Source organism: Flavobacterium panici, assembly GCF_903819335.1.
GTDB lineage: Bacteria > Bacteroidota > Bacteroidia > Flavobacteriales > Flavobacteriaceae > Flavobacterium > Flavobacterium panici.
Map to the genome: position 1 here is coordinate 138,055 of NZ_CAIJDE010000029.1, position 26,405 is coordinate 164,459.

Consider the following 26,405-nt stretch of genomic DNA (forward strand, 5'->3'; position numbering starts at 1 on the left):
TAGCAATAAATCATCATTGTGTCGAAACTTAAGCTAAATAGAATAAAAGTTGTTTTAGTTGAAAACAACAGAAGTAGTAAGGAATTAGCCAATCATTTAGGCAAAACAGTAGCAACTGTTTCGCGTTGGTGTACAAATGAATATCAGCCTTCTATTGAAACGCTTTATGAGGTTGCTCAATATTTGAAGGTTGATATTCGGGAGTTGTTGGTTTCGACTGGGAAATATTGATAGATTTTAAAACACATTAAGTTTTAAAAAAATTACTTAGATTTAAAATATCTCTTATATACTTTTAACAATCTCATCAGCAAAGAATTTTTACTAGGTAATTTTACATTTGTAATTTTCTTTTTTATTTCTTCATTATTATAATACAATTGTATCCATCCATTTATTCTAACAAGTTTTATCTCGCCAACATCAGATAACCAATGTCTACCAACCCATATTTCATTCTGCATTTCAGAAATTTCAAATAATTCTAATCCATTTTTATCGGGACCAAAGGCTTCGAAAAACATTTTGACTAATGATTCAATCTCTTTAAATGCAGTATATATTTTATTTGGATTGGGAGGAAGCGTACTTAATGTAAAATAAAAATAATCTTCTCCCTTACTAACTGGAACCCAAATTTTGTTGAAAAAATTGAAAAAATATTCATTTGGATAGGCCACTTTTCCAAAATATTGTCCTTCATCATTATTTGTATCATAGAAAATTGGTTTAGTAAAAATTTCAAATAGCAATTTGAAATGATCTAAGATTGAATGATACTTTACATACTCGTTGTAGTATTCTATAAATTCTGCAGGTTTTAAAACTTTTGTTTCTATTGAGAGTTTTTTATATACAGCTTTTGTTTTATGATAATTTTTATCGTCATTAGTTAGATAAAAACTACAAATAGAAGCAAAAGCGGAATGAGATGCGTCATCAGTTGTATTTGTAAATGTATTTTTTTCTTTTTCGGATACTTTAACTTTATCTGATTTGTAACCATGCATATCCAGATAAAGGTATTCATTCATAATATTATCAAACCATTCTGGTGCATTCTTACCTTTTGGCAAATATTCATTAGATTTAAAATTTTCAATTCCTTTCTTTTTATATGAATTGTCAATTAACTCGAATGGGTCTTTATTTTCATTAAAATGCCCACTATTTACACCTATTTTTTGAACTATTTGTCTTAAATCCTTATAACCTTCTGTCTCATTTAAATTATAGTTCATTTTACTAAAGCTATTGAAAAAGCCATTCATTGTAAGATCATCTTTCAATCCTGGAAATATATCATTTAGAATTTTTGCAGATTCTGGATTTTCAAATGCTTCTTTAAAAATAGAGTCTAATTCTAAAGATTTTAGAGTTGTTTTAAAATATTCTAATAATGAATTTAAAGCAGGATCATCGGAATCACTTTTGAATAAATTATCGATCGATAAATCTGAAAAAATATCCGACTCTTCAATTCTACTATCAAGTAATTCTTGTGGATCATATTGGTCCAGAATTATATTTTTACCATCATTAAAGAGACAAAAATCATTCGTTATTTTTGTTATGAATTCTAAATCATCTTGAATTCTTGCTTTCTGTTCTTCATCATCCGAATAACTCCGAAAAATATCACTAATATGTGATGTTGAATATAAACACAAGAATTTATCATTGTTTAAAAGTATAGATAATAATTCTGGAAAGTGGTTACTTCTCATTCCTGACATTATATTCCAATCAACATATATTTTAATCATATTTAATTTTTATTTCTTTGAAATTCATATAAATATACGAACAATTTTAAAAAATATATTTTAAACATAAACACAAAAAACGCTTCCTATTATTAGGAAGCGTATTTCTATAATATAAGTTTGATAACTATTCTAATTCCCATTAAAAACCAAATACAAAACCAAAATCACCAACCCCAACAACCCAAACAAAAGTTTCACCTTTTTACTAGTTTTAGGAATATCCCTTTCATCAGAAAAATTAACTTCAGGATTTTTATCAGTTAAAGAAATAATAACTGCTGTAATTAAAAGCACAGCAAAAATGTAAAACGAAATCAATAAAAAGTGAGGCCAAACTGGATATTTATCGGCAGGGAAAATCCATAGATACAAAACCCCAACAAACAAACTAAAAGCAGAACCCCAAGAAAGTGTTGCATTTACCGCTTTTTTTGTAGTGCGTTTCCAGAAAACACTCAAAAGGAAAACAACAGATAACGAAGGCGCCAAGAAACCTAAAACCGCCTGAAAAATGTTGAATAAATTCTGTCCCTTAATATTATCAATCGCAACAGCAATCAGAATCGCAAAAACACATCCAGCAGCAATTGTTAATCGGCCAATTTTAATTTGATCTTGAATCGTCGCCGTTGGATTTATTTTCTTTACATAAATATCATTCGTAAAAACGGTGCTCAAAGCGTTTAAAGAAGAACCAATTGTTCCCACCAAAACCGCAATCATCACACAGATTACCAAACCGTTCATTCCGCTTGGGAAAAGATTCGTAACCATTGTCATATAAGCTAAATCAGAATTGCTTCCTAATTCGGGATATAACGCATAACACAAAATTCCGGAAAGAATAAACAACGGCAAAGCCATAACTTTTAACCATCCAATAAAGTTCACACCCAATTGTCCCTGTTCCAGATTTTTAGCCCCCAAAACACTCTGCACCATCGATTGATCGGTACAGAAAAAAGCAACTGCAGCTACAGGATAACCTAATAAAATTGCAGGCCACGGATAATGCGCATCGTTTGCAGGTTGTATTAAATTCCAAAAATTAGAAGGTGTTTTGGCAATTAAAACATCGATTCCGCCTAGCTTTTGTAAACCTAAAAAAGAAAGCGTCAATGAAACCACAATCAGCAAAATCATCTGAAAAACATTCACTTTTGCAATCGCTTTTAATCCTCCGGCAAACGTAAATATTCCTGAGAAAATCACTAAAACGGTAACACTCTGCCACATCGGGATTCCTAAAATCTGACGCACTAAAACACCTCCGCTGAATAATCCTAAAGACAGCCAGCTTACTAATATTTTTACCAAAGCATACCAAGCCAAAATATTCTGCGTACTGTCGCCGTAGCGTTTTCCCATATATTCGGGCATAGTGCTTACTTTACTCGCAATATATCTCGGTGCAAAAACCATCGCCAAAAGCAGTAAAAAAACAAAAGCGTACCATTCGAAATTTCCCGCTACAATTCCCGTAGCGTAACCAATACTCGCAAAAGCCAATAATGACGAAGGACCAACGTTGGTTCCCCACATATTAAATCCGATGCTGTACCAGTTTAATGAATTTCCGGCCAGAAAAAGCGTTTCGTTTTTCTTTCTCTGTTTCATACTTACCACATATCCAATGACCAATAAAGCCACTAAATAACCCGCAACAATTAAAAAATCGAGCGTGGTTAATTTATCGTAAATACTGTTCATAGTCCGTATTCGTTAAGAATATCGGCAATTTTAACCGGCATTCCAGTTTGCAAAGATTTATCCATTGCTTGCAATAAAGCGACTGTTCCAATTCCTTCTTCCATGTTTGGATATGCTTCAAAACCTTGCTCGATACTGTCTGCAAAATATTCTAAATAATTCTGATATTCCCCGCCATGATGACTTTGTCCTTCAAAACGGAAATAATATTTTATCGTGCTATCGCCCCAAGTAATTACTTTTTCTTCGCCCGTTTTATCTGTAACGGCATAACGCAATTCGTGATAATCGGCCTGACTTGCTCCCTCTGTAGCACGCAGAATCGTACTCATTCCGCTGTCACGTTGTGCTGGCTGAGTTGGCGAAGTATAAACACCGCTTACTCGTGCAATTCTTCCATCGGTTGCTTTAAAGATAAAATGCATTGTATCTTCATTCTTCAATCCTGCATTTTGTCCGTTACTGCTGATCATTCCGTAACCCATTACTTCCTGAATATTTGGCAAATACCATCTGATGAAATCTACAGGATGACTCAAACCTCCATACAGCCATTTAAACGATTGCAAAAGCGACCATTCTTTCTTTAAAAACCATCTGTGATCGGCATGATATTGGGCTTCAATCGTAATCAAATCTCCAATTAAACCTGCTTCAAAATCAGCTCTTTGTCTTTTTGCTGGTTCGAAGAAACGGGAACTTTGCCCAATAAAAACTTTCTTTCCAGTTGATTTACTTAATTCTAAAAGCTCTTTTGCATCCGAAAGATCATCAATAAACGGTTTTGTACAAACAACATGTTTTCCACTTAACAAAGCTTGTTTTACATGTTGTGCATGAAGATGATCGGGTGTATAAATTGCGATAATATCAATTGACGCATCGTTTAATAAATCGTCGTAATTGGTTGTGTACGAATGAAAATCGAATTCTTTTGCTCGTTGTTTACACAATTCTTCGTTTCGGTCGCATATTTTAACAAGTTTTAGTTTTGAACTTTCGATTGCAGCCGACATTGTGCTTCGTCCTTCTCCAAGTCCTAGAATGGCTATTTTTAACATGAGGTGTGGTTATTTTAGATTGTTGATTTTAGGTTTTAGATTTTTTTTCTTGCCACAGATTAAAAGGATTTTCACAGATTAGAAAAAATCTTTTTAATCCTTTTAATCTGTGGCAAAATATTTCTCAACGTAAACCCGACAGGTTTTAAAAACCTGTCGGGTTTATTGCAACGTATTATTTTTTTGCTTCTATTTCTACTTTGTTTAAGAAAATCCAAGTCTCGTCTGGTTTTGCGCCTTCAATTCCCGATTGGTATTTTTTCATTAAGGCGTTCCAATCGTCTACACGAGGATTATTTTCAGTTGTTTTTGGATTTAGTTTATCCAGATTTTCTCCTTTCGGAATACTGATTACCAAAATTAATTGCCTGTCTTTTTTGAAAACCTGCAATTGCTGAAAATCGGCATTACAGAAACCCTTGGCTACTTCTGGCCATTTTTCAAATTGTGTTTTATGATACTCCACATATTCTTTTTGCCCTTTTTCATCAGCAGGAAGATTCGCTGTCAACACAATATTTTCCCAATCTGATGCTGGTTTTGAATCTTTACATCTTTCGAAGTTTTGGAAATCGTAAACCAAATCTTCATAGATTTTAATTTCTAAAGAAGGAAAAGCGCCTGCCAGTTTTCGTTTCGTTCTTTCCGGCTGATTCATTTTTCCGTAAATCACCAAATGATTTTTCCATTGGTACAATTCCTGACCTACAATTCTAAAACCTGTTAAAGTCGATTTGATTTTTTCGATATCAAAATCAGAACCTATCAATTCGATCGCATATGGTTTTGGCATTTCCTGCAATCCCCATTTTTCATCGATTACAACTTCTTTTTCTAAATCTTTATAAGGCGCTCTAATTCCCGCAGCATCTTTAATTTTATCACTTACATACGGATCATTGTGTTCCCAGATATTTCCTTTTGGACCGTTATGGTTTTTAAGGATTTTCTTTTCGGCAATCCAATTGTTTTTAATCGTAAAACCTTCGCTTCCTTCATCGGTATACAAATACATCCATAAAAACGGATCGTGTGCATACGGACTATTGTAAACTTTGTCTATATAATTTTCTTCTATTCGGCTGTTTGGCTGAGCCGAAAGCGTATAAATTCCAGCCACATCATGTAAATGTTTGGCATAATGATGGATTTTATTACCCAGAATTTTATTGTTCTGCATCACGTTTGGCGTATGTGTCCAACCCCAGCCCATCGCCATTCCAGAATACGATACATCCGAAATTTCGTTGTGTTCAATGGTTATATTTCGAACAAAACCTGCACTAATTCCTAAAGTTCCCCAATCTTCATTGGTTACATTGGTGATTAAATTATCCGAAATCACTTCATCAGAACACATTTCTCTTTCATCCTTTATGATTAAGGGCAAATGCGCTTCAAAAGCTTCTTCAGAAAAAATTCCAACGTTGATGGCACTTCCGCCGATATCTTTAAACAAATTTCCTTTTACAGTATTGTGATTTGTTCCTTTATTTAAATCTAAACCAGTCGAAGCCAAGTGCTCAAAACGACAGGATTCAAACTGAATATTATTGGCATAATTTACTTCAACGGCAGAGCGTGGTCTTCCCACCCAAGCCTGATTTTCTAAATTTGCCTGATTTGGCGTTCCCGGCTGTTTCAATTTATAAGCATCTAACAAATACAAACCTGACTGCAACGGCACATGACCTTGCTGTGAAGGACGAAGCCAGTTGCTGTACTGAAATGAAATTCCTTTAAATCTAAAATGACTCACAGGAGAATCAATTGTTCCTTTTACTTCAACTAGATTTTCTAAAACTGGAGCCGTAACGGTAACCGAATTAATATCTTCTCCAGCTCTTGGAATATAATAGATTTTAGCATTTTTCTTGTCCAAATACCATTCTCCCGGTTCATTTAAAAGCGAAAAAGCATTGTTTAAGAAATAAGCTGAGTTTCCGTTGTTTTTAGAAATCCACGGCGCTGGCCACGGATGTTCACTTTGAATACGGCTTTCTGGTTCTTCAAACGAAAGTCTGGCACTGTCTTTTTGTACTTCAATATTTTTAATTCGAAGATTCGCAATCGACCACCATTGTACGATAAACATTTCCATTCCCGGTTCGAACTTAACCGACTTGTCTTTAAACGGAATCCAGCAGGTTTGCGATTCATGATCCCAAGACAAAATTCTGTCCATTGCATTTCCTGCGGTATTTTTGGCTCTAACGGCTTTTTTTCCGTTTACCCATAATTGTCTGTAATTGATTAAACTTCCTGCTTTTTTAGGAGCATTTGCCACCCAAACTGATCCTTTTTTCAAGCCGTTGATAACCGTTGTCGATTTTGTCCAATTTTTGATTTCGATTCCACCGCTTATGATGGGTCTTGCATTAACATCTGCTTCAATTGTTGTAGGGCTTTCTGCTGTTCCAGAATCTTCTGGGCGAACAAATAATGGTTCGTCTAAATAATACGTTCCGTTCATTACTATGATTCGAATTCCGTCTTTTATAGATGGATCTTTTAAACGACGAAGTTCTCTCGCTTTTCGCATTGCCATGTGAACTGTTGCCAGCGGATTTGATTTTGTTCCGAGGTTCGAATCTTTTCCTGATGGTGAAACCCAAATTTCAGCTCCATTTGCCGAAAACAGAGTGAATACCATTAAAAAAACGACTAGTAATTTGTTGAAAGGAATTAAACGCATTATTTTCTTTTTTTCATCATTAAACTTATCAAGAACTAAATTTAAAATACTAAATATTTTATATTCCGATTATTTTTAACAATTAAATTAAATATACGGCACAATTTAATCGAACATAAACAACTATGCATCCTGTACCCTCCTGTAATCTTGACGAACATTCAGTTTTATAGATTAAATATGGAAAATTGACTTTTAAATATTCTTTCGTTTCGCATTCGAAAAAAGTTAAATTCTCAAAAAATCTGTGATAAACTTATCAAAATTGTCGTTTCATAATATTTTTTTAATAGATTTGTGTAATCGATTACATTTTTGAATTAAAATTTATAAAACAGTATTTTTATTCATTAAATAAAAAATTAACACATAAAAAACTGACTTAGCATTCCAACAAATAATAACCACAATAAAAAATTAGAATGAAAACTAGCCGAATTAACCTTGTTTGCACCGTTATAACCATTTTAATAACGAGTATATCTACTACAGGTTTTGCTCAAAAATTAAATGTTTACAAAAACATTGAATTTAAAATGGTAAAAATTAATGAGCCTAAAATCCCTAAAAGAAGCGTAAACATAAAAGATTTTGGCGCAGTAAATGGTGGTTATGTTTTAAATACTAAGGCTTTCGCCGATGCTATTGAAGCTGTTTCAAAAAAAGGCGGAGGAAAGGTTATTATTCCGCCTGGAATCTGGCTTACAGGGCCAATTATCCTAAAAAGCAATATTGAATTACATGCTCAAAAAGGGGCTTTAATCAAATTTTCTACAGATAAAAGTTTATATCCCATTATTGAAACCAGTTTTGAAGGTTTGAATACTTGGCGTTGTATCTCACCTATTTATGGCAAAAACTTAGAGAATGTTGCCTTTACAGGAAATGGGGTTTGGGACGGTTCTGGTGAAGCTTGGCGACAAGTTAAAAAAAGTAAATTGACCGATGAACAATGGAAGAAATTTGTAGCTTCGGGTGGAGTTTTAAATGAAAAGAAAGACAGCTGGTATCCTTCTGAACAATATTTAAAAGGCGCTAAAGGTGCAGATCAAAATGTTCGCCCTGATTTAAAAACTAAAGAAGATTTTGAAGCTATTCACGATTTTCTTCGTCCGGTTTTAGTAAGTATTCAAAATAGTAAAAGAGTTTTGTTTGACGGACCTGTTTTTCAAAATTCTCCAGCGTGGAATATCCATCCATTAATGGTTGATGAATTAGTTGTGCGCAATGTAACGGTTCGTAATCCTTGGTATTCTCAAAATGGCGACGGACTTGATGTGGAATCCTGCAAAAATGTTTTGATCGAAAATTCAAGTTTTGATGTTGGTGATGATGCTATCTGTATTAAATCTGGCAAAGATAAAGATGGACGCGAAAGAGGTATTCCGTGCGAAAATATTATCGTAAGAAACAACATTGTATATCACGGACACGGCGGTGTAACAGTTGGGAGTGAAATGTCTGGCGGTGTAAAAAATCTCCATGTTTCAAACTGTACTTTTATGGGAACTGACGTTGGTTTGCGTTTTAAAAGTACTCGCGGACGCGGCGGAATTGTGGAGAACATTTATATCTCGGATATTTTTATGACTGATATTCCGTCTCAGGCAATTTCCTTTGATTTATATTATGGAGGAAAATCGATCGCCGAAACTTTGGCCGAAGGCGGAAATACTGTGAGTACAAAAGCGATTCCGGTAAACGAAGAAACGCCTCAGTTTAAAAATATTTCCATCAAAAATATTACAATTAAAGGCGCACAGCAAGCGGTATTTTTACAAGGTCTTCCCGAAATGAATTTAGAAAATATCGAAATCTCAAACTTAACCGTTACAGCAGAAAAAGGATTTTCAATTATTGATGCAAATGGAATCAAAATCAACAATGCGAAACTAGATATTAAAGAGAGTACTATATTCGAAATTTACAATGCAAAAAATATGTCTTTAAAAGATGTTGAGTTCAATTCTACATCTGCCAAAGCTGTAAATATCAATGGTGAAGGAAACGCTAATATCGAATTGGTTTCTTCTAGAAATCTAGATTTTTCTAAAACAACGACGCTTGGAAATGATGTTCCAAAAGGAGCTGTAAAATTTTAATCCCAATTTCAAAAATGAATTTTATCAATAGTTCAAAAGCAGTTGTTTTAAGTCTGTGTGCTTTTTCGTTTCTACATTCGAATGCACAAAATAACAAAGAGGAAAAATCAGAAATCAGTACAAAACCTTTTACAGATGGAACCAATCATTGGTATCACATTAAAGATGCCTTCAATATTGTAAATCCGGTTCCGAATCAGCCTCAATATGCTGAAACGGATTATGCGAAAATTGCTGATAATATTTTGCTTTTTCAGCGTAATAATGGCGGATGGCCAAAGAATTACGATATGAAAGCAATTCTAACTCCAAAGCAAATCGATACGGTTATTAAAACAAAACCAATTCTGCATACAACTTTTGACAATGAAACAACTTACACACATGTCAATTATCTGGCTCAGGTTTATACTTTGACCAAAGACGCTAAATATAAAGACGGTGCGTTAAAAGGAATTGATTTTATTTTGGAAGCACAATATGGTAACGGTGGCTGGCCTCAATATTTTCCTTTAGAAAAAGGTTACAGCCGACATATTACGTTTAATGACGGCGCTTATATGGGCATTATGAATCTTTTAAAAAAGATTGTAAACAATGATCCTGATTTTGCTTTTATCGACCCTAAAATCAGAAAAAAAGTAACAGCATCGTACGAAAAAGGCATTACCTGTATTTTAAAAATGCAGATTAAAGACGATGGAAAACTAACGGCCTGGTGTCAGCAGCATGATGAAATTACACTTTTACCTGCGTGGGCACGAAAGTTTGAACCGCCAAGTATCTGCAATGCCGAAAGTGTTGATGTTGTGCTATTTTTAATGGCATTCGACAATCCGAATGAGAAGATAATTAACTCGGTGCAAAGTGCTGTAAAATGGTTTCAGGATTCTAAAATATACAATACCAGAGTTGAAAGTTTTAAAGCTCCGGAAATGGAATCTAAATATAAAAAAATCACCAACGATGTACGCATCGTAACCGATTCAACAGCTCCGCCAATCTGGACGAGATATTATGAATTAGGAACTCATAAACCTTTATTCTGCGATAGAGACAGTCAGTTTTTGTATTCTTTGGCAGAAGTAAGCCGAGAGCGCAGAAGCGGTTATGCGTGGTATACTGATAAACCTGAAAAGGTTTTGAAGAAATATGCGGCCTGGCAGAAGAAATGGGATTCTGGGAATGATGTTTTGAAGAATTAGGGATGTCATTGCGAGGAACGAAGCAATCTCATTAGAATAATCTACAACGAGAATCGCCAATCTTTGCAGAAGTTCTAGTGCGATTTCTCCTTTCGGTCGAAATGACAAACCAGCACCCTATCTTCAACATAGCCCGTGGTTTCAAACACGGGAACACAATACGAAGCGTGATAATATTACGTCCCCGTGGTTGAAACCACGGGCTATATTCGACAAGTTTATGAGTGAAAATCTTTGTCAAAGTTTTGAACTTTGACAAAGAAAAAAAATCTGTGAAAATCATTTTAATCTGTGGCAAAAAATCTCTTAGAGATTATAAAAAGCAAACGCATTTTCAAACCAAATCTTATTTTGATCTTCGATAGAAAACTTCAAAATATAATCTTCTAAAGTTTTTACAACCTCTTTATAATCAGAAGCTACGTTTAGAACCGGCCAATCTGAACCGTATAGTATTTTATCTGTTGAGAAATTCTCAAAAATCACATCTAAATATGGTTTTAAATCTTCTGGTTTCCAGTTTTTCCAATCGGCTTCTGTGACCATCCCGGAGACTTTACACCATACATTGTCGTATTTTGCGATTTCTTCGATTCCCTTTTTCCAGGAATCAATATTGCCTGATTTAATATCAGGTTTCGCAATATGATCAATCACAAACTTTTGGTCTGGAAAATCTCTTACCAAACTTATCGCAGCCGGTAACTGACGATGAAAAATCAGAATATCGTACCTAAAATTAAACTCTTTTAAAGCAGAAATTCCGTTTCGAAAATCTTCTCTAAACATAAAATCATCGGCTTCACCTTGTACAACGTGTCGGAATCCTTTAATTGTTTTATTCGAAGAAAAATGAAGTAAACGTTCTGATATATTATCTGCACGAAGATCAACCCAGCCTACAATTCCTTTTATAAAATCATTTTTTGAAGCCAAATCTGCAAGGAAATTGGTTTCGTCCTCAGACTGACTTGACTGAACCGCTACACAACCCGAAAATTTGTTTTCTTTAAGCAAAGGCAGTAAATCTTCCGGCAGGAAATCACTTTGAATTTTCGACATACTTTCATCAATCCAGCTGTCTCTAACAGGATCAAATATCCAAAAATGCTGATGAGAATCAATTCGGTTATTCATCCTGAATTAGTTAATATCGTTGATTAAAGCACGATCTAAATGCACGTAACCGCCATCAACAAAAACAAATTGTCCTGTAGTATGCGAAGAACGATCAGAAATAATGAAAAGCGCCGTATCTGCAATTTCTTCTGTTTTGGTCATTCTGCCTTCAAACGGAATACTTTTATTGATTTTCTTTAAAACGGTTTCTCCATCTGCCAATGTTTTAATCCAGTCTTCGTACGCCGGAGTATAACTTTCTGCAATAATAATCGCATTCGAACGGATTCCAAATTGAATTAAATCTACTGCCCATTCTCTTGTGAGTCCTAAAACTCCGCCTTTTGCAGCAGCGTAACCAGAAGTTCCTCCTTGCCCTGTTAAAGCTACTTTTGAACCAATATTTAAGATATTTCCTTTTGATTCTTTTAAGTACGGAAGCGCGTATTTAACCAGCAAAAAGTAACTCACGACATTTAATTTCAAAGAATCCATAAATTCCTCATAAGAAGCATCTAATCCTGCACCGTCATTTACACCAACATTGTTGATAACAGCGTCGATTTTTCCGTATTTTGCTACGATTGTTTTAACCGCATTTTCGATTTCTACAGGATCAGTAACGTCGGTCTGCACAAATAAAGAATCTATTCCTCTTTTTTGGAAAGCTTCCGCGTAAGCGAAACCCCTTGCATTTCTGTCTACCAAAACCGGAATCGCACCTTCATCTGCAATTCGATTAATAATTGTTTCTCCAATACTGCCTTCCTTTCCAGCCGAACCGGAAACGACAACAATCTTATTTTTTAAATTTAAATCCATTTTTGTGGTTATTAAAGTTTAATAGTAGTTAGGTTTTTTAAACACATAGAAACATAGATTTTGATACTTAATAAAAGGCGTTTCACTTGCATCAACACACATAGCTATGTGTTAAGAAACTAGTTTCTTTTTTACTCTCTTTTACGAACAAAAAAATCTATGTTTCTATGTGTTTATTTTTTCTCATTTTTGTCATCCTGACGAAGGAAGGATCTTCGCAAGAAACTCCTTCTAGAAATTCGCCAATCTTTGTAGAGTTTCTCGTGGAGATTCCTCGTTCCTCGGAATGACAAACTGTGGCGTAAAATTTTTAACTATAATCTTATTCTATCTCAATTAACGCTTTGATTACATTATTTTTAGGATCAATTAATTGTCCGAAATCAGTAATCATTTCTGAGAAACTAGTTCTGTGCGTAATGTATTTTTTAGGATCTATTTTGCCTTCTTTCAAACATTTCATTACATATTCGAAGTCTTCAATAGTCGCATTTCTGCTGCTCATTAAAGTAGATTCTCTTTTATGGAAATCAGGATGACTGAAACTCAATTCACCTTTTTGAAGCCCAACTAAAACAAATCTTCCGCCATGCGAAATATAATTGAAAGCGCTGTTCATTACTTTTTGATTTCCAGTCGCATCGATCACTACATTCGCCATATCACCGTTTGTTAATTCAGCTAATTTAGCCGCTACATCATCATTTAGCGGATTGATGGTTTCATCAGCATTTAATTCTGTTTTACAGAAATTTAATCGGTAATCGTTGATATCCATTACGATAACTTTTGCACCCGCAATTTTAGCAAATTGAATCAATCCAATTCCAATTGGTCCTGCTCCCATTACCAAAACCGTATCAGTTGACTTAACAGCCGCTCTTCGTACTCCGTGCGCTGCAATTGCCAATGGTTCAACCAAAGCCAGTTCATCATAATCTAATCCCTGACCGTGAAGTAAATACTGCTCTGGAATCGTTACATATTCAGCCATTCCGCCGTCAATGTGTACTCCAAAAACTTTGATATTTACACAGCAGTTTGTTAATCCGTTTCGGCAGGCAACGCAAGTTCCGCAGTTGAAATACGGAATAAAAGTTACTTTATCGCCCGGTTTAAAACCTGCTGCATTTCCTTTTACATATTCTGCAGCCAGTTCGTGGCCTAAAATTCTGGGATATTCAAAATACGGCTGCGTTCCGCCAAAAGCGTGGATATCAGTGCCGCAGATTCCAATTCTTTTTATTTTTAAGAGAACTTCACCGTCTTTTGGTTCGGGAATTTCTTTTTCTTTTAATTTAAATTCCTGCGGCTTTTCGCATACAATAAATTTCATCTTTGATTTTTTTAAAATACTCGTAGAACACAATTCGTGAAATTTTATTTAACACATAGAAACATAGATTTTTTCTTTTTAAACAAGAAGACAAAATAAATGATACATCATTTACACATAGTCCCGAAGCTTCGGGATTTGTTATTGAAAGTGAAACGCCTTTTTTTGAGTATCGAATATCTATGTCTCTATGTGTTAAAAAAATTATACTCAACGAGTTAATAATTACTTTTTATATGCAACTGCAGTCTGCTTACTTGTACCCAAACCTTCAATTCCAAGTTCTACAACATCGCCTGCTTTTAAGTAAATTGGATCTGGTTTAATACCCAAACCAACTCCCGGAGGCGTTCCTGTACTAATAATATCGCCCGGAAGCAAAGTCATAAACTGACTTAAATAATGTACTAAATACGGAATTTTGAAAACCAAATTCAACGTGTTGCTGTCTTGGTATTTTTTACCGTTTACACTCAGCCACATCGATAAATTATCAACATCTTTTACTTCATCTTTCGTAGCCAAAAATGGTCCAAGAGGCGCAAATGTATCGCATCCTTTTCCTTTTGCCCATTGTCCGCCGCGCTCAATTTGAAATTCTCTTTCGCTGTAATCATTCAATAATGCATAACCAGCAACGTAGTCTAAAGCTTCTGCTTCTTCAACATAACTTGCTTTTTTGCCTACAACAAATGCTAACTCCACTTCCCAGTCGGTTTTTACGCTGTTTTTCGGAATAATTACATCATCATCCGGACCGCATAAAGAAGTCGTTGATTTAAAAAAGATGATTGGCTCTGTTGGAATTGGAGCACCAGTTTCTTTACAGTGATCCACATAATTTAATCCAATACAGATTATTTTTGAAGGTCTTGCAACCGGAGATCCCAAACGTACACTGGCATCAACTTCTGGTAAAGAAGGATTGCTTTCTAATGCTTTTTGTAATATTTCTAAACCATTATCTTCAAAAAAGCTTTCGTTAAAGTCTGAAACGATAGAAGAAACATCATATCTTTTTTCATTAATTAAAACTCCTGGTTTTTCTTTTCCGATTTCTCCAAAACGTATTAATTTCATTGTATTCTTATTTTTAGGTTATTTTTTAAAAGTTGCTAAGATGCTGAGATTCTAAGATACTGAGCTTTTTCTTAGAGTTTTAACATCTTAGAATCTCAGTATCTAATTGTTTAATTTAATAAATCCTCCGTCGATTGGGTAATCGCATCCGGTGATGAATCCGGCTTCTTCGCTGCATAAGTATAAAGCCAAAGCAGCAATTTCGTCTGGTTTTCCCATACGGCCTATTGGCTGTGATTTAGACAATTTTTCGAACATTTCTTCTTCTTTTCCTGCGTAATTTTTAGAGATGAATCCATCAACAAAAGGCGTGTGAACCCTTGCCGGAGAAATAGAATTACATCTGATATTTTCATTTAAATAATCTCTTGCTACAGATAAAGTCATTGCCATTACAGCTCCTTTTGCAGTTGAATAAGCAAATCGGTCAGAGATTCCAACCCACGCCGCAATTGACGCCATGTTTAAAATCACACCACCACCTGAAAGCCTAAATTGTGGAATCGCGGCAAACAAACAGTTGTAAACTCCTTTTACATTTACGTCCATTACACGGTCAAAATCCGCTTCAGAAGTTGTGTCAACTTTACCAACATTAGCGATTCCGGCATTGTTGATTAAGATATTAATGTTTCCTATTTTTTCAAAAGTCGCTTTAACATCAGCTTGACTGGAAACATTACACGAATACGAAAACACATTTCCTCCTGCATTTTTAATTTCGTCAACAGCATACTGCGCACTTTCAATAGATAAATCAATAATATGAACTTCTGCTCCCTGTTTGGCAAACAAGACTGCAATTGCTCTTCCAATCCCGCTTCCGCCTCCTGTTATGACTGCTTTTTTACTTTGTAATGAAAACATTTTAATATAATTTAATATTTAAGAATCTCAATTAATGGAACCAATAATGTGGTTAATTTAATAAATGTAAAAAACACAATTACAAATGTAATCGATTAAATATAATTTTGCATTTTATTTTTCTACTAATATAATAAAATGATCATTCTTTAATAAATTATAACATTTTTTATTTGCTTTGTAAAAAAATATGCCTTGTTCAAAACTTTTGATAAAAAAATCAATGTAAAAAGTTACATTTTCTTGCTCAATTCAATCTAATTCCTAATTTTGTAATTGTGTTTTTTACATTTATTATTTTCCAAATACATAATTCAAGAAAAATGGCAGTATTAAAAGGCATAACGTGGAACCATACAAGAGGTTTATTACCAATGGTTGCAACGGCACAACGCTTTACCGAGTTAAATCCTGATATCGAAATTACCTGGGAGAAGAGAAGTTTACAAGAATTTGCAGATGCTTCGATCGAAGATTTAGCAAAACGATTTGATTTGTTGGTTATCGATCATCCATGGACTGGTTTTGGAGCACATACAAATGCTATCCTCCCACTCTCAGATTATCTGCCTGCCAATTATATTAAAGATCAGGAAATAAATACCGTAGGTAAATCATACGGAAGTTATGTTTTCAGTAATAAATTATGGGCTTTGCCAATTGATGCCGCGACTCCGGTTGCTGCTGCACGTTTGGATATTTTAGAAAAAAAGGGACTTGAAGTGCCTCAGACATACAATGAATTATTGGCTTTAGCCAAAAAAGGATTAGTCGCATTTGCCGGAATACCGGTTGATGTTTTAATGACTTTTTATATGTTTTGCTGTAGTTTAAGCGAAGCTCCGTTTCAGTCTGAAGAAAAAGTTATTTCTGTAGAAACAGGAAAAAAAGCTTTACAGATGTTTCGAGAATTGGCACAATTAATTGATCCGGCAAATTTTAACCGAAACCCAATTCAGGTTTACGAAGCAATGGTTAATACCGATGAAATTGCCTACTGCCCTTTTGCTTACGGATATTCTAATTATTCAAGAGCCGGATACAGTAAAAACCTGCTTCATTTTTATGATTTGGTTAAGCTGAATAATGCGCCTATGATAAGTTCTCTGGGCGGTACAGGATTAGCGGTTTCATCTTTCAGTAAACATATTCCCGAAGCAATTCGTTATGCTGAATTTACAGGTTCATCTCAAGTACAGCAGAATATTTTTGCTGACAACGGAGGGCAGCCGGGACATTTGCAAGCCTGGAAAAATGACCGAATCAATTCAATAACAAACAATTATTTCAAAAATACTTTACCAGCTTTAGAAAGAGCTTTTCTACGACCAAGATATTCCGGACACATGTATTTTCAGGATCATGCAGGCGATGTAGTTCGTGATTATTTAATAAATGGAGGCGATGAAGAACTTGTTTTAGATGCATTGAATGGACTTTATGCTAAATCTTTAAAACTGCAAAATTCATGAAACCATTAGAAGGATTAATTGTATTAGAGTTCTGCCAGTTTTTGGCGGGTCCTTCTGCCGGATTAAAGTTAGCCGATTTAGGCGCAAGAGCTATTAAAATTGAACGTCCTATAAAAGGCGAAGCGTGCCGACAATTAAGCATTAAAGATCTTTTTGTTGACGACAGCAGTCTTTTGTTCCATACAATTAATAGAAATAAAGAATCTTTTGCAGCCGATTTAAAAAATCCAGACGATTTGGTTTTAATCAAAAAACTAATCGAAAAGGCCGATATTATGACGCATAATTTCAGACCGGGCGTGATGGAAAAAATCGGTTTAGATTATTTTACAACGCTTACCATAAATCCGAAGATAATATACGGAACTATAGCAGGTTACGGCGATAAAGGTCCTTGGGCAAAAAAACCGGGACAGGATTTGCTTTTGCAGTCCCTTTCGGGTTTAAGCTGGCTTAGCGGCCGAAAAAGTCAGGGACCTGTTCCTTTTGGTTTGGCTGTCGCCGATTTAATGTGCGGGAATCATTTTGTGCAAGGGATTTTAGCGGCATTATTAAAAAGAGCCAAAACCGGAAAAGGTGTTTTGGTTGAAGTGAGTTTACTGGAATCTATTTTAGATGTTCAGTTTGAAGCGATTACTTCTTTCTTAAACGATGGCGGGCAACAACCGGAAAGAGGCGATATTAAAGGAAGTGCACACGCTTTTTTAAGTGCGCCTTACGGAGTTTACAAAACACAAGACGATTATATTTCGCTGGCAATGGGCGATTTACTTTTCATAGGAAATACGCTTGGAGTCGATTTAAATCAATATGCTGACAAACATCTTTGGTTTGAAAAAAGAGACGAAATCAGAATTCTTTTAGCCGATAAATTAGCCGAACAAAAAGCAGATTATTGGTTAGGATTACTTCAAAAAAAAGGTATCTGGGCAGGAAAAGTTTTGAATTACGAAACTTTGGATCAACAGCCTTTTGTGAAAGAATTACAATTAAAACAAACCGTAAAAAATTCAGACGGAAAAACTTTGGTTACAACCCGAAGTCCTATTCAGCTTGACGGCAAAATTTTAAGCAGTACAAAAGCAGCACCTAAAGTGGGCGAAGATAATTTAGCAATACATCAACAATTTTTAAACGAGTAGAATGAAACCTTTAGAAGATTATTTAATAATAGATTTTAGTCAGTTTCTTTCGGGTCCGTCGGCGAGTCTTCGCTTGGCCGATTTGGGCGCACGCGTTATAAAAATTGAAAAACCGGGAACTGGTGATATTTGCAGAACCTTATATACTTCTGACTTAATCATGAACGGCGAATCGTCTGTTTTTCATACCATAAACAGAAATAAAGAATCGTTTGCCATTGATTTTAAACAGCCAGAGGAACTTCAAAAATTAAAAAAATTACTGGCTAAAGCCGATGTTGTCATGCATAATTTCAGACCGGGCGTTATGGAACGCATTGGTTTAAGTTATGATGATGTAAAAGCGATAAATCCAACGGTAGTTTACGCTTCGATTTCTGGTTTCGGGAATCATCCAGAACTTAAAGATTTACCAGGACAAGATTTGTTACTACAATCTTTAACGGCTTTAACCTGGCTGAGCGGTAATCAGGAAGACGGCCCGGTACCAATGGGATTATCGATTGTAGATATGCTTGCGGGCGCACATTTAGCACAAGGAATTTTAGCGGCTTTATATCGAAAAGCAACACAAAATATAGGCGGAACGGTTCAGGTAAGTATGCTTGAATCTGCTTTTGATTTTCAGTTTGAAACGATTACTACTTTCTTTAATGATGGCGGAGAATTACCCGTTAGAACTAAAACTAATAATGCTCACGCTTATTTAGGCGCGCCATACGGAATTTATCAAACTAAAAATGGTTATCTGGCTTTGGCAATGGGATCGATTCCGGTTTTAGCTTCACTGTTGAAATGTGATGAATTATTACAATTTCCAGAGAATAAATTTACGCTAAGAGACGAAATAAAAAATATCCTGGCTTCTCACCTATTGACACAGGAAACACAGTTTTGGCTGGATATTTTAGAACCTGCTGACATTTGGTGTGCGGGAGTTTTAAACTACGAACAGCTCTTCAAAGAAGATGGTTTTAAAGTTTTGGAATTTACGCAACAAGTTGAAATGCTCGACGGCTATACGTATAAAACTACAAGATGTCCTATAAAAATTGATGGTCAATATTTTACATCTGATAAAGGTTCTCCAAAATTAGGACAAGATAACGAGCGAATTATAAAAGAATTTATAGCATAAGTATGGACAAATTCAGAATCGCTGTTAGAAAATTTTCTCCTTTTGAAAGTACGCTGCAAAAGCTGTGGGACGCATTTTGCCTGAAAAACAATATTGAGATTGAGGTTGAAATGGTTCCGCTGGAACTGCACGATCTTTATGAAGAAACCATCGTCAATAAAGGTTTAAAAAACGGAAAATGGGATATAGCACACTTAAATACCGATTGGATTTTTGATGCCGCAAATGAAAGAGCTGTTCTGGATTTAACTTCTTTTATCAATCAAAATCCGCCGCAGGATTATCCTGAAGGCTGGCATCAATCGTTATTAAATCTGCAGCAGATTAATGGCGGAACTTACGGACTTCCGTTTCACGATGGACCTGAATGTTTGATTTACAGAAAAGATTTATTTGAAGATTTATCCGAAAAAGAAAACTTCAAGAAACAATTTGGTTACGAATTGTTCCCTCCAAAAACTTGGGAGCAATTCACCCAAATTGCCACATTTTTTAATCGGCCGGAAAGTAACTTATTCGGCTGTGTTTTTGCCAATTATCCTGACGGTCATAATATGGTTTTCGATTTCTGCCTGCAGTTATGGACGCGCGGGGGATCTCTTTTAAATCCTCAAAACAAAATAAATATCAATCATAATCAAGCAGCTGCAGCTTTAGATTATTATAGAAAAATAGTTAACAATACAAATGCGGTTCATCCGGGTTCGAAGAATTTTGGTTCTGTTGAAGCAGGAATGGCTTTCGCCGAAGGACAAGCCGCAATGGCAATCAATTGGTTTGGATTTGCTTCGATGTGTGAAGTAATTGAAGAATCAAAAGTAAAAGGTAAAGTGGATATTACCGAATTACCGCATGATGAAAACCACAAAACGGCTTCATTAAATGTGTATTGGCTTTATACAATTGGCATTGGAAGTAAAAATAAAGCACTTGCGTATGATTTTTTACGATTTGCAACAACAGCAGAAAGCGATAAATTATTGACAATCGAAGGCGGAATTGGATGCAGAAAATCAACATGGAATGATACCGAAATCAACAAAACGATTCCGTATTACCATAAACTGGAAATGCTGCATGAAAATGCTTTGACTTTGCCACAAACGCCAATTTGGCCAAAAGTAGCTGAATTGATAGATCAAATGGTTTTAAAAGCGATTGAAACTGATATTCCGTCGAAAACGCTTTTAGAAGAAACACAGGAAAATATTGAAAAAATAATGAATTGATTAGGCTGGTCAACTTTGTCAAAGTTTAAAACTTTGACAAAGTTTGCTCGTACCAACAGAACTTAAAATAGTACAAAAATGAATATTCCATATAAACCTTTACTGCCTGAAACCAAACAGCCCATTATCATTATCGGCGCAAGCGGAATTGTAAAAGATGCCCATTTGCCCGCTTATAAAATGGCTGGTTTTTCGGTTTTTGGCATTACGAACAGAACGATTGCAAAAGCACACGATTTAGCTAAAGAATTTGAGATTCAGCATGTTTTTGAAAATGTTGCCGATGCAGTAAAAAATGCGCCATCAAATGCGGTTTACGACATTACCGTTTTGCCAGATCAATATATCGAAATATTAGAGCAATTGCCCGACGGTGCTGCGGTTTTGATTCAGAAACCAATGGGAAATGATTTGGCTCAGGCAAGAGAGATTGTAGAAGTCTGCGAAAGAAAAAACCTTGTGGCTGCGATCAATTTTCAGCTTCGATTTTCGCCTTTTGTCAGCGCTGCGAGATATTTAATTAACGAAGGATTGCTTGGCGATTTATACGATTTTGAGTTTAAAGTGACGGTAAATACACCATGGGAATTGTTTCCGCTGATTAAAGAACATCCTAGATTGGAAATTCTTTTTCACAGTGTTCACTATATCGATTGCATTCGCTCGTTTCTGGGAAATCCGAAAAGTGTGATGGCAAAAACAGCCAAACATCCGCTTAAAAAATTATCATCTAGCCGTTCTACAATCATTTTAGATTATGGTGAAGATAAACATGTTGTAATCAATACAAATCACGATCATCATTTTGGCCCAAATCACGAAGAAGGCTACATTAAATGGGAAGGCACAAAAGGCGCCATCAAAGCCAAAATGGGTTTATTAATGAATTATCCCGACGGACTTCCTGACATTTTTGAATATGCAATTGAAGACGAAAACGGTCAATACGAATGGAAAAAAATCAACCTTGAAGGTTCTTGGTTTCCAGAAGCTTTCATAGGGACAATGTCGAATCTAATGCGTTTTAAAGAAGGCTCAGATTCTAAATTATTAGCAAGCGTTCAGGACGTTTTAGACACCATGAAAGTCGTTGAAGCGTGCTATATCAGTAACACAAACGGCGGTATTTCCCTTGCTGAACTATAAAATTTTAAACCATATAAGTGATATAAGTTCATTTAATCACTTTGTGTAAAAAGTAGAAACAAAATTTAAAACCATATAAGTGATGTAAGTTCATTTAATCACTTTGTGGAAAAAGTAGAAACAAAATTTAAAACCATATAAGTGATGTAAGTTCATTTAATCACTTTGTGGAAAAAAGCAATAAATAATTTAAAACCATATAAGTAATATAAGTTCATTTAAATCATTTTGCGCATAGCTTTTATGACCTAAAATAAGCGCTCTTAAAATCAACGCACTGCTTAAATGACCTTACATTACTTATATGGTTCAAAAAACAAAAAACTATGTATTTCAAATCAACCTTTTTCGAAGATTATCAACTTGAAGATAAAAGAGTTACATTAGGAAGGACTATTACAGAAACCGATTTTGTGGTTCATGCCGGACATACGGGAGATTTTTTCCCGCATCATATGGATGAGGAATGGTGCAAAACACAGCCATTCGGACAGCGTATTGCGCACGGAACTATGGTTTTTGCAATCGGAATCGGTTTGACGGCATCAGAAATAAATCCTGAAGCTTTTTCAAGAGGATACGACAAAATGCGTTTTGTAAAACCGGTTCATATTGGTGATACAATTCATTCTGAAATCACGATTTCTGAAAAAGGCGAAGCAAAAAATCCAGAAATGGGAACCGTAACAGAACATGTCGAAATCATTAACCAAAGAGGTGAAGTGGTTTTGGTATGTGATCACTTATTACTGGTGAAGAAAAGATCCTAAGATACTAAGACTCTAAGATGCTAAGATTTAAAACTTTGCGTCTTAGTGCCTTCGCGGCAAAAAACCTTAGAACCTTAGCATCTCAGAATCTTAGCAACTAAAAAAAACTATCTAACAAATGCAAGTAACAAACCAAACAGGCGATCTTCATGAAGTGCCGACTGAAGGCGGAAAAACTAACTATCTTCTGCCATTTATTTTAATTACCAGCCTATTTTTCCTTTGGGGAATGGCACATAATCTGGATTCTATTTTAATTCCGCATTTAAAAAAGGCGTGTGAATTAAACAACCGCCAGTCGACATTGATTGATACTTCGGTGTTTTTTGCTTATTTTATAATGGCGATTCCGGCGGGAATGCTCATTAAACGATTTGGTTACAAAAACAGCATCATTACCGGATTATTGGTTTTCTCCGCGGGAGCATTTTTATTTGTACCTGCTGCCAATTCAAGAACTTATGAATTGTTTTTATTCGCTTTGTTTGTTATTGGCTGCGGCTTAACGATTTTAGAAACAAGTGCCAATCCGTATGCTGCGATTTTGGGCCCTGCCGAATCTTCTTCTAAAAGATTGAATTTAGCGGCTTCTTTCAACGGATTAGCAGCAATGGTGGCTCCAATTGTAGGTTCATTATTCATCTTATCAGGAAAAAATCATACTCCGGCACAAATGGCAGCGATGCCCGAAGCTGAAAAAGCAACGTATTTATTAGGTGAAGCAGCTGCGGTAAAAATGCCTTATATCATTTTAGGAAGTGTATTGGTTTTAGTGGCGATTATATTCTATTTCATGCATTTACCTTCAATGAAACCACAACATACCGAAGCTGAAATTAAACCGGGATTTTTCTCTGTTTTAAAATTTCGTCATTTAAGCTGGGCTGTTGTAGCGCAGTTTTTTTATGTTGGCGCGCAAGTTTGTATTACTAGTTTCTTTATCAGAATTGCGCAACAAGGAGCCCATTTAGACGAAAAAACAGCCGGATATTATCTTGGTGTTTACGGTTTCTTATTTATGGCGGGACGTTTTATTGGAACTTTCTTCCTGAAATTTGTAAAAGATTATGTCTTACTTTCGATTTACTGTGGCGCCAGCATTATTCTTTGTTTATTAGCCATTTACGGAACCGGAATTGTAGTTATTTATGCACTTGGCGGCATCGGATTTTTTATGTCAATTATGTTTCCAACTATTTTCTCTTTAGGATTGGTTGGTTTAAAATCAAATACTGAAACTGGTTCTTCATGGCTGGTAATGTCAATTGTAGGCGGAGCGATTCTTCCCTACGCAATGGGAACTTTAATTGACATGAAACATGATGATATTCAGTCTGGATATATAATTCCTCTAGTTTGTTTTGTGATTATTTTATCGTTTGGTTTGTATGGACATAAAGTAAAAAATGTCAATCAAATTGTGAATGGTTAATTGCGAATGGTTAATTGTGAATTGTGAATGATGAAAATAAATCTTACATCGATTTTATTTATAAAAAAAACGCCTCATTACTGAGGCATTTTTTGTCATGTTTATTTAATTAATGATGATCATTGTGGGAATGATCGTGGTCTTTTTTTGAATCTTTTTTAGATTTATTGTTGTTTTTATTATCGTGTTTATGTTCACCTTTAGGTTTGTTGTACTTTTCAGGTTTTGGGCCTCTGTTTTTTTGAGGTTTTCCGTGATAACCTTTTGGATAATTGGCTCTGTGTTTGGTATGATACGTATACGGAGCGTCTCCTCTATAATTGGTCAAAACTACTTTATAACCTGAATACAAATCATATTGTCTGTATCTTGAAGGAAGCCTTTTCGCACGAGTCCAATTTCCGCTGTTGTCGTAAATAAATACGCTTTGGTTTACATCATAATACACATCGATGTCAGGCAAATAATAATACCTGTCGTTATCGTACCCTTCTGGTCCCCAGCTTGGAGGTGTTCCAATATTAACATTAACTGATACCTGCGCATGGGCAAAAAATACACTCATAAATAATACTGAGGCGAATACTAATTTTTTCATGATTTTGAGTTTTTAATATTAATTTTAGTAGATATTAATCTAAAGTAGTGCCAAAATCTACATTTACAATATCCATTATACAAAAACATTAAATCAATCGACGAAGAGTACTTTTCAACCGATATATATTAAATTTAAAACGCCCCATTTCTGAGGCGTTTTAGTCATGTTTCAATTTAATTTAATGGCGGATATACTAATATTTTTAACCAATCAAAAATATAATCTTTTTTTTACACTAAATTATCTTTTAGACCAAGGTTCGAATTTTGACGACGAACGTAATATTCAAATTGAAACAATTTTATTTCCAGCCTCCGCCCAAAGCTCGGTATAAGTTCACAACGGCTTGTAATTTTTGCAAATTATCATTGATTCCGCTTAACTGGGCTGCTAAAAGGTTTTGTTCAGAAGTTAGTACATCTGTATAATTAGTGGCAGAGCTGTATTCTAAAAGCTGCTGCGTAAAATCGACTGCTTTTTCAAGGGCTTCAATTTGTTTTTGTCTTGAATCTTCTTTTTCAACGGCCATTTGATACGAATACAAAGCATTCGAAACTTCCTGACCCGCTGTTAAAAGGCTCTGCTGAAAGTTATTGTAAGCTTGTAATTGCTGCGACTGCGCAGTTGTTAATCTCAATTTGTTTTTTCCCTGATTAAAAATAGGCTGTGTTAATCCTCCAATAATCGAATAAAAAATAGAATTACTAAAGAAATCTTTTAACTCTAAATTCGAAAATCCGCCGCTTGCTGTAAGCGTTAAACTTGGATAGAAATAGGTTTTAGCCAAATTTGTAGATTCAAAAGCAACTCTGAAATTAAACTCAGCCTGACGAACATCAGGTCGGTTTTGTAATAACTGCGAAGGCACACCAATTGCAATATTTTCAGGAATAACCTGCGTTCCTAATTCTCCTCTGTCAATTGGTCCCGGAGCTTGTCCTAATAAGATATTTAAAGCATTTTCGGTTTCGCGAATACTTTGCTTCAAATCCGGAATCAAAACTTCTGCTGCATACTGATTAGCTTCACTTTGTACAACCGCCGCACCTGTTACAATTGCGCCTTCTTTTAAATCTTTAATGGTTGCCACATTTTTAATACGGCTTTCTAATGTTTCCTGTGTGATTTTTAACGATTTATCATAAGCCAGCAATCTAAAATAATTGTTCGCAATATCTGAAATCAATTGCGTCTGAACAGCTTGTTTCGCCGCATCTGTAGCTAAATAAGTTGCCAAAGCTGCTCTTTTAGAACTGCTTAATTTTCCCCAGATATCAGCTTCCCAAGACGTACTCAAACCTAATTTATAAGTTGTCGTTAAGGTATTGATATTAATTCCCGCCGGAAAATTAAGTCCTGCTTCTGATTGTTTCGTGTGGGTTGCATTGGCATCCAATTGTAAGGTTGGATAATACGCTAATTTACTTTGACGAAGTGAAGCTTGTGCCTGTATGATATTCTCAATTGCATTTTTCAAATTAAGGTTATTGTCTAATCCTTTTTGAATTAATGCATTCAGTTTTTCATCTTTAAAAACGCTCTGCCACGGCATATCTGCAATCGTAGTCGAATCGGCGGAAGCCTCATCACGATACAGTTTATCTGTCGAGAGTGTTGTTGGGCGTTCGTACTTTTTGGTAATTGAGCACGCACTTAAAAGCGTGGCTGCAATTACCATAAGAATATATTTATTTGAACTATTAGTCATC

The 26,405-nt window shown here is 35.2% G+C and carries 21 protein-coding genes; 10 read left to right on the top strand and 11 right to left on the bottom strand.

Annotation, left to right across the window (positions count from 1 at the left end; translation table 11 throughout):
- Positions 1-18 precede the first annotated feature (18 nt).
- Complete coding sequence (locus FLAPXU55_RS03635) at positions 19-231, top strand: helix-turn-helix transcriptional regulator (RefSeq protein WP_180856619.1); 213 nt, start codon at positions 19-21, stop codon at positions 229-231.
- A 32-nt stretch (positions 232-263) separates the two neighbouring features.
- Here FLAPXU55_RS03635 and FLAPXU55_RS03640 read toward each other — a convergent pair whose 3' ends face one another.
- From FLAPXU55_RS03640 to FLAPXU55_RS03655, 4 genes are all read right to left on the bottom strand, one after another.
- Complete coding sequence (locus tag FLAPXU55_RS03640) at positions 264-1,766, bottom strand: hypothetical protein (protein ID WP_180856620.1); 1,503 nt, start codon at positions 1,764-1,766, stop codon at positions 264-266.
- Between the two features lie 132 nt (positions 1,767-1,898).
- Positions 1,899-3,479: a sodium:solute symporter gene (locus FLAPXU55_RS03645; protein ID WP_180856621.1), complete on the bottom strand. Its 1,581-nt coding sequence runs from the start codon at positions 3,477-3,479 to the stop codon at positions 1,899-1,901.
- A complete protein-coding gene (locus FLAPXU55_RS03650) occupies positions 3,476-4,540 on the bottom strand; it encodes a Gfo/Idh/MocA family protein (RefSeq protein ID WP_180856622.1) in 1,065 nt (354 codons plus the stop codon). The genes FLAPXU55_RS03645 and FLAPXU55_RS03650 overlap by 4 nt, the downstream gene beginning before the upstream one ends.
- A gap of 175 nt (positions 4,541-4,715) precedes the next feature.
- Positions 4,716-7,235: a right-handed parallel beta-helix repeat-containing protein gene (locus FLAPXU55_RS03655; RefSeq protein WP_180856623.1), complete on the bottom strand. Its 2,520-nt coding sequence runs from the start codon at positions 7,233-7,235 to the stop codon at positions 4,716-4,718.
- Positions 7,236-7,657: 422 nt separating this feature from the next.
- Here FLAPXU55_RS03655 and FLAPXU55_RS03660 point away from each other — a divergent pair, with 422 nt between their 5' ends.
- Together FLAPXU55_RS03660 and pelA are read left to right on the top strand one after the other, a co-directional pair.
- The gene (locus FLAPXU55_RS03660; protein ID WP_180856624.1) at positions 7,658-9,337 is read left to right on the top strand and encodes a glycoside hydrolase family 28 protein; all 1,680 of its coding nucleotides are present in this window, start codon (positions 7,658-7,660) and stop codon (positions 9,335-9,337) included.
- A gap of 14 nt (positions 9,338-9,351) precedes the next feature.
- On the top strand, positions 9,352-10,542 hold the full coding sequence (gene pelA / locus FLAPXU55_RS03665; protein WP_180856625.1) for a pectate lyase: 1,191 nt from the start codon (positions 9,352-9,354) through the stop codon (positions 10,540-10,542).
- Between the two features lie 306 nt (positions 10,543-10,848).
- Here the strand turns inward: pelA and FLAPXU55_RS03670 are convergent, their stop codons facing one another.
- The 5 genes from FLAPXU55_RS03670 to FLAPXU55_RS03690 form a co-directional block, all read right to left on the bottom strand.
- Entirely contained in the window at positions 10,849-11,679 is an 831-nt protein-coding gene (locus FLAPXU55_RS03670) for an amidohydrolase family protein (RefSeq protein ID WP_180856626.1), read from the bottom strand.
- 6 nt (positions 11,680-11,685) lie between these two features.
- Entirely contained in the window at positions 11,686-12,483 is a 798-nt protein-coding gene (locus FLAPXU55_RS03675; protein WP_180856627.1) for an SDR family oxidoreductase, read from the bottom strand.
- 322 nt (positions 12,484-12,805) lie between these two features.
- Entirely contained in the window at positions 12,806-13,819 is a 1,014-nt protein-coding gene (locus tag FLAPXU55_RS03680) for a zinc-binding alcohol dehydrogenase family protein (RefSeq protein ID WP_180856628.1), read from the bottom strand.
- 225 nt (positions 13,820-14,044) lie between these two features.
- Positions 14,045-14,899 carry a fumarylacetoacetate hydrolase family protein gene (locus FLAPXU55_RS03685; protein ID WP_180856629.1) on the bottom strand — a complete coding sequence of 285 codons (855 nt, stop codon included), beginning with the start codon at positions 14,897-14,899 and terminating at the stop codon, positions 14,045-14,047.
- A gap of 102 nt (positions 14,900-15,001) precedes the next feature.
- Positions 15,002-15,766, bottom strand: coding sequence for an SDR family NAD(P)-dependent oxidoreductase (locus tag FLAPXU55_RS03690; RefSeq protein WP_180856630.1), 765 nt, complete (start codon positions 15,764-15,766; stop codon positions 15,002-15,004).
- A 323-nt stretch (positions 15,767-16,089) separates the two neighbouring features.
- Here FLAPXU55_RS03690 and FLAPXU55_RS03695 point away from each other — a divergent pair, with 323 nt between their 5' ends.
- The 7 genes from FLAPXU55_RS03695 to fucP all read left to right on the top strand — a co-directional run bounded on the left by FLAPXU55_RS03695 (position 16,090) and on the right by fucP (position 24,095).
- Positions 16,090-17,238 carry an ABC transporter substrate-binding protein gene (locus tag FLAPXU55_RS03695; protein ID WP_180856631.1) on the top strand — a complete coding sequence of 383 codons (1,149 nt, stop codon included), beginning with the start codon at positions 16,090-16,092 and terminating at the stop codon, positions 17,236-17,238.
- Positions 17,235-18,380 carry a CaiB/BaiF CoA transferase family protein gene (locus FLAPXU55_RS03700; RefSeq protein ID WP_180856632.1) on the top strand — a complete coding sequence of 382 codons (1,146 nt, stop codon included), beginning with the start codon at positions 17,235-17,237 and terminating at the stop codon, positions 18,378-18,380. The genes FLAPXU55_RS03695 and FLAPXU55_RS03700 overlap by 4 nt, the downstream gene beginning before the upstream one ends.
- A gap of 1 nt (position 18,381) precedes the next feature.
- Positions 18,382-19,518: a CaiB/BaiF CoA transferase family protein gene (locus FLAPXU55_RS03705; RefSeq protein ID WP_180856633.1), complete on the top strand. Its 1,137-nt coding sequence runs from the start codon at positions 18,382-18,384 to the stop codon at positions 19,516-19,518.
- 2 nt (positions 19,519-19,520) lie between these two features.
- Positions 19,521-20,747, top strand: a complete 1,227-nt coding sequence (locus FLAPXU55_RS03710) for an extracellular solute-binding protein (RefSeq protein ID WP_180856634.1) — start codon at positions 19,521-19,523, stop codon at positions 20,745-20,747.
- 78 nt (positions 20,748-20,825) lie between these two features.
- On the top strand, positions 20,826-21,893 hold the full coding sequence (locus FLAPXU55_RS03715) for a Gfo/Idh/MocA family protein (RefSeq protein WP_180856635.1): 1,068 nt from the start codon (positions 20,826-20,828) through the stop codon (positions 21,891-21,893).
- Positions 21,894-22,219: 326 nt separating this feature from the next.
- Positions 22,220-22,663 carry a MaoC/PaaZ C-terminal domain-containing protein gene (locus tag FLAPXU55_RS03720; protein ID WP_180856636.1) on the top strand — a complete coding sequence of 148 codons (444 nt, stop codon included), beginning with the start codon at positions 22,220-22,222 and terminating at the stop codon, positions 22,661-22,663.
- Positions 22,664-22,781: 118 nt separating this feature from the next.
- Positions 22,782-24,095 (top strand): L-fucose:H+ symporter permease, encoded by a 1,314-nt coding sequence (fucP, locus tag FLAPXU55_RS03725; protein WP_180856637.1) that lies wholly within the window; start codon positions 22,782-22,784, stop codon positions 24,093-24,095.
- A 109-nt stretch (positions 24,096-24,204) separates the two neighbouring features.
- Here the strand turns inward: fucP and FLAPXU55_RS03730 are convergent, their stop codons facing one another.
- Both FLAPXU55_RS03730 and FLAPXU55_RS03735 read right to left on the bottom strand, forming a co-directional pair.
- On the bottom strand, positions 24,205-24,693 hold the full coding sequence (locus FLAPXU55_RS03730; RefSeq protein WP_053471902.1) for a hypothetical protein: 489 nt from the start codon (positions 24,691-24,693) through the stop codon (positions 24,205-24,207).
- A gap of 304 nt (positions 24,694-24,997) precedes the next feature.
- The gene (locus FLAPXU55_RS03735) at positions 24,998-26,404 is read right to left on the bottom strand and encodes an efflux transporter outer membrane subunit (RefSeq protein WP_180856638.1); all 1,407 of its coding nucleotides are present in this window, start codon (positions 26,402-26,404) and stop codon (positions 24,998-25,000) included.
- Between the last annotated feature and the right edge of the window lies 1 nt (position 26,405).

Coding starts and splice junctions, on each gene's coding strand:
- FLAPXU55_RS03640 (WP_180856620.1), bottom strand. CDS start 1,766: ATGATTAAAATATATGTTGATTGGAATATAATGTCAGGAATGAGAAGT.
- FLAPXU55_RS03645 (WP_180856621.1), bottom strand. CDS start 3,479: ATGAACAGTATTTACGATAAATTAACCACGCTCGATTTTTTAATTGTT.
- FLAPXU55_RS03650 (WP_180856622.1), bottom strand. CDS start 4,540: ATGTTAAAAATAGCCATTCTAGGACTTGGAGAAGGACGAAGCACAATG.
- FLAPXU55_RS03655 (WP_180856623.1), bottom strand. CDS start 7,235: ATGCGTTTAATTCCTTTCAACAAATTACTAGTCGTTTTTTTAATGGTA.
- FLAPXU55_RS03660 (WP_180856624.1), top strand. CDS start 7,658: ATGAAAACTAGCCGAATTAACCTTGTTTGCACCGTTATAACCATTTTA.
- pelA (WP_180856625.1), top strand. CDS start 9,352: ATGAATTTTATCAATAGTTCAAAAGCAGTTGTTTTAAGTCTGTGTGCT.
- FLAPXU55_RS03670 (WP_180856626.1), bottom strand. CDS start 11,679: ATGAATAACCGAATTGATTCTCATCAGCATTTTTGGATATTTGATCCT.
- FLAPXU55_RS03675 (WP_180856627.1), bottom strand. CDS start 12,483: ATGGATTTAAATTTAAAAAATAAGATTGTTGTCGTTTCCGGTTCGGCT.
- FLAPXU55_RS03680 (WP_180856628.1), bottom strand. CDS start 13,819: ATGAAATTTATTGTATGCGAAAAGCCGCAGGAATTTAAATTAAAAGAA.
- FLAPXU55_RS03685 (WP_180856629.1), bottom strand. CDS start 14,899: ATGAAATTAATACGTTTTGGAGAAATCGGAAAAGAAAAACCAGGAGTT.
- FLAPXU55_RS03690 (WP_180856630.1), bottom strand. CDS start 15,766: ATGTTTTCATTACAAAGTAAAAAAGCAGTCATAACAGGAGGCGGAAGC.
- FLAPXU55_RS03695 (WP_180856631.1), top strand. CDS start 16,090: ATGGCAGTATTAAAAGGCATAACGTGGAACCATACAAGAGGTTTATTA.
- FLAPXU55_RS03700 (WP_180856632.1), top strand. CDS start 17,235: ATGAAACCATTAGAAGGATTAATTGTATTAGAGTTCTGCCAGTTTTTG.
- FLAPXU55_RS03705 (WP_180856633.1), top strand. CDS start 18,382: ATGAAACCTTTAGAAGATTATTTAATAATAGATTTTAGTCAGTTTCTT.
- FLAPXU55_RS03710 (WP_180856634.1), top strand. CDS start 19,521: ATGGACAAATTCAGAATCGCTGTTAGAAAATTTTCTCCTTTTGAAAGT.
- FLAPXU55_RS03715 (WP_180856635.1), top strand. CDS start 20,826: ATGAATATTCCATATAAACCTTTACTGCCTGAAACCAAACAGCCCATT.
- FLAPXU55_RS03720 (WP_180856636.1), top strand. CDS start 22,220: ATGTATTTCAAATCAACCTTTTTCGAAGATTATCAACTTGAAGATAAA.
- fucP (WP_180856637.1), top strand. CDS start 22,782: ATGCAAGTAACAAACCAAACAGGCGATCTTCATGAAGTGCCGACTGAA.
- FLAPXU55_RS03730 (WP_053471902.1), bottom strand. CDS start 24,693: ATGAAAAAATTAGTATTCGCCTCAGTATTATTTATGAGTGTATTTTTT.
- FLAPXU55_RS03735 (WP_180856638.1), bottom strand. CDS start 26,404: ATGACTAATAGTTCAAATAAATATATTCTTATGGTAATTGCAGCCACG.